Source organism: Pedococcus sp. (assembly GCF_036554925.1).
Classification (GTDB): Bacteria; Actinomycetota; Actinomycetes; order Actinomycetales; family Dermatophilaceae; genus Pedococcus_A.
The window spans coordinates 1-5613 of sequence record NZ_DATBMI010000176.1 but is presented as its reverse complement, the minus strand read 5'-3'; the positions used below and the strand labels follow the sequence as shown (position 1 = coordinate 5613).

The 5613-nt window shown below is 71.0% G+C and carries 6 protein-coding genes; 4 read left to right on the top strand and 2 right to left on the bottom strand.

Features of this window, described 5'->3' with window-relative positions:
- Nucleotides 1–407 (bottom strand): protein-L-isoaspartate O-methyltransferase family protein (locus tag VIB11_RS13890; protein ID WP_332031829.1); only part of this gene is annotated, 407 nt, incomplete at its 3' end.
- A gap of 69 nt (nt 408–476) precedes the next feature.
- Here VIB11_RS13890 and VIB11_RS13885 point away from each other — a divergent pair.
- Entirely contained in the window at nt 477–2474 is a 1998-nt protein-coding gene (locus tag VIB11_RS13885; RefSeq protein ID WP_332031828.1) for a TIGR03960 family B12-binding radical SAM protein, read from the top strand.
- A 113-nt stretch (nt 2475–2587) separates the two neighbouring features.
- Nucleotides 2588–3436: a DUF817 domain-containing protein gene (locus VIB11_RS13880; protein ID WP_332031827.1), complete on the top strand. Its 849-nt coding sequence runs from the start codon at nt 2588–2590 to the stop codon at nt 3434–3436.
- Here VIB11_RS13880 and VIB11_RS13875 read toward each other — a convergent pair.
- Nucleotides 3433–4059, bottom strand: coding sequence for a hypothetical protein (locus VIB11_RS13875; RefSeq protein WP_332031826.1), 627 nt, complete (start codon nt 4057–4059; stop codon nt 3433–3435). The genes VIB11_RS13880 and VIB11_RS13875 overlap by 4 nt on opposite strands.
- Before the next feature lie 280 nt (nt 4060–4339).
- Here VIB11_RS13875 and VIB11_RS13870 point away from each other — a divergent pair, with 280 nt between their 5' ends.
- Nucleotides 4340–4672, top strand: a complete 333-nt coding sequence (locus VIB11_RS13870) for a PadR family transcriptional regulator (protein ID WP_332031825.1) — start codon at nt 4340–4342, stop codon at nt 4670–4672.
- Nucleotides 4673–4709: 37 nt separating this feature from the next.
- The coding region (locus VIB11_RS13865) for a permease prefix domain 1-containing protein (RefSeq protein ID WP_332031824.1) at nt 4710–5613 on the top strand (904 nt) is incomplete at its 3' end.

Below are 5613 nucleotides of genomic sequence, written 5' to 3'. Positions count from 1 at the left end.
GAGACGAGGATCCGGTCGTACGGCGCATGGTCCGGCGCCCCGAGCACTGTGGGGGACGCCCGCTCGACGTGCGCCCACGGCATACCCGCGGCCTCGACGTTGGCTGACCCGAACGCGACGAGCTCCGGCACCCGCTCCACGCCCACGACGGTGCCCTCCGGGCCGCACAGCCTCGCGAGGATGGCCGTGGTCCACCCGGAGCCGGCGCCCACGTCGAGCACCCGCTGGCCCGGCTGCACGTCGAGCAGCTCGAGCATCGCCCGGACGGTGCTGGGCTGGGAGTTGGTCTGGCCGTGGCCGATCGGCAGCGGCGTGTCCGCGGGGGCGAAGAACCGCTGCGCCTTCGGCAGAAAGGCCTTGCGCGGCACGGCTGCCATCGCCTCCCGCACCCGCTCTGCGGCGCCCACAGGCCCAGTATGCCGCCGCCGCTGTGCACGGATTCGGGCTGCGGAAGGCCCGCGGTTACCCTTGAACCCATGTCTGGCGAGTCCGTCTTCCCTGCCCTCGAGCCGCTCCTCGAGCAGGTGTCCAAGCCCATCCAGTACGTCGGCGGTGAGCTCAACTCGACGGTGAAGGACTGGGACTGCGGCGGGTTCGGCCCGGACGGCGAAGAGCTCACGACGCGGTGGGCGCTGATGTACCCCGACGCCTACGAGGTCGGCGTGCCCAACCAGGGCGTCATGATCCTCTACGAGGTGCTCAACGAGCGCGAGGACGCCCTCGCCGAGCGCACGTACGCCGTGTGGCCCGACCTCGAGCGCCTCATGCGTGACGCCGAGGTGCCGCAGTTCACCGTCGACGCCCACCGGTCGGTGCGTGACTTCGACCTGTTCGGCGTCTCGTTCTCCACCGAGCTCGGCTACACGAACATGCTCACCGCGCTCGACCTCGCCGGCATCCCGCTGCACGCGGCCGACCGCTCCGACGACGACCCGATCGTGGTCGCGGGCGGCCACGCGGCCTTCAACCCCGAGCCCATCGCCGACTTCCTCGACGCGGCCATCGTCGGCGACGGCGAGGAGGCCGTGCTCGCGGTGACCGACCTGGTCGGCGCGTGGAAGGCCGAGGGTAGGCCGGGTGGCCGGCGCGAGCTGCTGCTGCGCCTGGCCCGCACCGGTGGGGTCTACGTGCCCTCGCTCTACGACGTCGACTACCTCCCCGACGGTCGCATCCAGCGGGTCGCCCCCCGACCCGAGGCGACCGGCGTGCCGTGGCGGGTCAGCAAGCACACCGTGATGGACCTCGACGCCTGGCCCTACCCGAAGCAGCCGCTCGTGCCGCTGGCCGAGTCGGTGCACGAGCGCATGTCGGTCGAGATCTTCCGTGGCTGCACCCGCGGCTGCCGGTTCTGCCAGGCCGGCATGATCACCCGCCCGGTGCGCGAGCGCTCCATCACCGGCATCGGCGAGATGGTCGAGCGCGGCCTTGCCGCAACGGGTTTCGAGGAGGTCGGGCTGCTCTCGCTGTCCTCCGCCGACCACAGCGAGATCGCCGACATCACCAAGGGCCTCGCCGACCGCTACGAGGGCACCGAGACCGGCCTGTCGCTGCCGTCGACCCGGGTCGACGCGTTCAACATCGACCTCGCCAACGAGCTGACCCGCAACGGACGCCGCTCCGGGCTGACCTTCGCCCCGGAGGGTGGCAGCGAGCGGATCCGCAAGGTCATCAACAAGATGGTGTCCGAGGAGGACCTCATCAACACCGTCGCGGCCGCCTACGGCGCGGGCTGGCGGCAGGTCAAGCTCTACTTCATGTGCGGGCTGCCGACGGAGACCGACGAGGACGTCCTGCAGATCGCGGAGCTCGCGAAGAAGGTCATCGAGACCGGCCGGCAGGTCAGCGGCCGGCGCGACATCCGCTGCACCGTCTCCATCGGTGGCTTCGTGCCCAAGCCGCACACGCCCTTCCAGTGGTGCGGCCAGCTCGGAGCGGAGGAGACCGACGCGCGGCTGGAGAAGCTGCGCGACGCGATCCGCTCCGACAAGCGCTACGGCTCCTCGATCGGCTTCCGTTACCACGACGGCAAGCCGGGCATCGTCGAGGGACTGCTCTCGCGCGGGGACCGTCGGGTCGGCCGGGTGATCGAGGCGGTGTGGCGCGACGGCGGCCGCTTCGACGGCTGGAGCGAGCACTTCTCCTACGAGCGGTGGATGCGCTGCGCCGAGTCTGCTCTGGCGGACCTGCCTGTCGACGTGGCCTGGTACACCACGCGCGAGCGCGGCGAGTCCGAGGTGCTGCCCTGGGACCACATCGACTCCGGGCTCGACAAGGAGTGGCTCTGGGACGACTGGCAGGACGCCCTCGACGAGACCGAGGTCGACGACTGCCGCTGGACCCCGTGCTTCGACTGCGGCGTGTGTCCTCAGATGAACACCGAGATCGAGATCGGGCCCACGGGCAAGACGCTGCTGCCCCTGACGGTGCTCGGCTCCGGCCGCGAGCAGATGCTCGAGGCCTCGCACTCCCACTGACGCCCACCCCACCCCTTCTGGGTCGAGGTAAAACCGCCGGGGTTCCCCGGCGTTTTTACCTCGACCGCGGGGGTTCCGGGGGTCTGCGTGGCCGCCGTCGTAGGGTGGCGCACATGGGGGGAGTGGGACACGCGCTCGCGCAGCTGCTGCGGTTCGCGTGGCTCGAGGCCCGCGCCTGCGCGTTCGCGGTCGTCATCTTCGCCGGGCTGGCGCTCTCGACGGTGTTGCCGCTGCCGATCGCGCGGTACGACGCCCTGCTCGTCTACGGCGTGCTCGCGACGGTGGCCTTCTGGGCGCTGCGCCTGGAGACGGGGCGCGAGGTGCTCGGCACGCTGGCCTTCCACGTGGTCGGCCTGGTGTTCGAGGTGCTGAAGGTGCGCCTCGGGTCGTGGTCCTACCCCGAGGACGCCCTCACCAAGGTGGCCGGCGTCCCGCTCTACAGCGGTTTCATGTATGCCGCCGTCGGCTCCTACATCGCGCGGGCCTGGAGGCTGCTGGACCTGCGGCTCACCGCCTACCGGCCCGTTGCCACGGCCGTCCTCGCGGCGGCCATCTACGCCAACTTCCTCACCCACCACGTCCTGCCCGACGTCCGGCTGCTGCTGGCTCTGCTCCTGGTGGCTGTCACGTGGCGGACCTGGGTCCACTACACGGTGGGGGAGCACCGCTACCGGATGCCGCTGGCGGTCTCGTTCGTCCTGATCGGCTTCTTCCTGTGGCTGGCCGAGAACGTCTCCACCGTCTTCCAGGCATGGCAGTACCCCGACCAGGCGGACGGCTGGTCGATGGTGCACGTCGGGAAGTTCGGGTCCTGGGCGCTGCTGGTGGTCGTCTCGTTCGTGCTCGTCGCGAACTGGAAGACCTCCCACCTGCGCGACGAGACCTTGCGGCACAGCCCACCCGGGGCGCTGGCCGACGAGGCCGTCGGCCGGTCGCCCCGGGGTCGCCGTCGGGCGGACTAGGCCTGCGCGCTTCCTCCGCGCATCGCGGTCGCGAACCACGGGTGGTGCAGGTCGAGGTAGCGCAGGTCCTGCACCTGGGACATCTCCTCCGCGAACTGCTGCTGCATGTCCGACGGCATCTCCCTGCGCTCGCCCTCGCGCGCCTCCGACTCGCTGCGGAAGGCCACGGTCTCCGTGAAGTAGCCGTCGTCGTCGATGGCGATGGTGCCGCCGATGATCTCGGGCCGGGCCTCGTGGAGGGTGTCCATCGGCTGCTCCATGAAGCGGCGGAAGCGCTCCGGGTCGGTGAGCCGGCCCTGGATGACCTGCACGAAGCCCGCGTCGTCGGCGCCGCCCTGCAGGAAGAGGGATGCGTTGTCGCAGTCGTGGAAGGTGACGTCACCCTCGAAGCACTCCTGCATCTTCTGCCACCAGGCGCCCTGCTCCGGCCTCGCGGAGTTGCGGGCCGCAGCCTCCTTGGACTCGAACCGCACGACGCCGACGAACTCGTTGTCGTCGGTGACCCCGTAGGTCCCGCCGAGCCAGCCCTCAGCCGTCGGCCCCAGCGTCTCTCGCCACTCGTCGCTCAGCTGGTGCAGCCGGTCGGCGTCGCGGCACTTTCCCTGGATGATCTGGATGAACACTCCTCAACCCTCCTGTCGTGGCAGGGCCGCTTCACCGTGAAGTGGTCCACCGACTGACGCTACGCCGGCACGGTCGGGCTGTCATCGGCCGTCGGCGGCTCGGTCGGCGGGCGGTCAGGAGCTCCACGGCAGGTGGTCGGCACGTGGCCGGCAGCTCCACGGCAGGTGGTCGGCAGGTGGTGGACAGGGGCAGGCAGCGGCGCGCCGAGGGCGGCGCGACGCCGAGCCCACAACAACGTGTCTGTTGTCATAGTGTGTAACACACAGTATCGTGTCAGGCATGAGCCCCGTCGACCCCGACGCCCTGGCCGGGCACCTGCAGGAGCTGCGCCGCGGCACCGTGGTCGTCGCCTGCCTCGCCACGCTCCGCGACCCGAGCTACGGCTACGCGCTGCTCGAGACGCTGGGCGATGCCGGGCTCAGCGTCGACGCGAACACGCTCTACCCGCTGCTGCGCCGCCTCGAGAGGCAGGGACTGCTCAGCGCCGAGTGGAACACCGACGAGGCGAGGCCGCGCAAGTTCTACCGCACCAGCGAGGAGGGCCTCGAGGTGCTCGACGCCCTCCTCGATGACTGGGGCGCCCTGCGCGACTCCATCGTCAAGCTCACCTGATCGCCACCCTGCTCTGCTCACGAGAGGACCCGCCCGAATGGCCGCCACGCTCACCGACCGTTATGTCGAGGCCACCGCGCGCGGCCTCGACGACGCCCAGCGCCCCGAGGTCGAGCGCGAGCTGCGCGCGACGATCGAGGACATGATCGACGGCCGCCTGGCTGCAGGTGCGTCCGACCGGGCACAGGCAGAGCGCCAGGTCCTGACCGAGCTGGGCGACCCGATGCGCCTCGCCGCCGGCTACACCGGCCGCCCGCTGCACCTCATCGGCCCCGCGGTGTACCCGGACTGGCTGCGGCTCGTGAGGCTCCTGCTGGGCATCGTCGTCCCGCTGTCGATGGCGGGCTCGGCGCTCGCGCAGGCCCTCCTGGGAGACGACGGACACGCCATCGGCGAGATCGTCGCCTCCGCCGTGCTGACCGGGCTCGCCGTCACCGGTCACATCCTGTTCTGGACCACGCTGGTGTTCGCCGTCATCGAGCGCTCGAGCGCGATGCCGAAGCCCCTGGTCGCCTGGACCCCGGACCAGCTCCCGGACATCTCGGCCGCTCGACGGGTCTCCCTGGGTGACACCGCCGTGTCGCTCGCGCTGCTGGTCGTCACCGCGGGCGCCCTCATCTGGCAGCACCACGCCTCGCCGGTGCGCAGTGGCGGGGAGGCCGTTCCGGTGCTCGACCCCGCGCTGTGGAGCTTCTGGCTGCCGTGGTTCCTCGCGGTGCTGCTCGCCGAGATGGTCTTCGTCGTGGTGCTGTACCGCGCCGGCTCGTGGAGCTGGCGCCTGGCCGGGGTGAACGTCGCCCTCAACCTCGCGTTCGGGGTGCCGGCAGTGGCGCTGCTGCTGTCCGACCGGCTGTTCAACGACGAGTTCATCGCCCAGCTCGTCGCCGACGGCTGGGTCGATGCGGAGGCGCACCTGCGGGCCGTGACCGCGATCTCGGTGG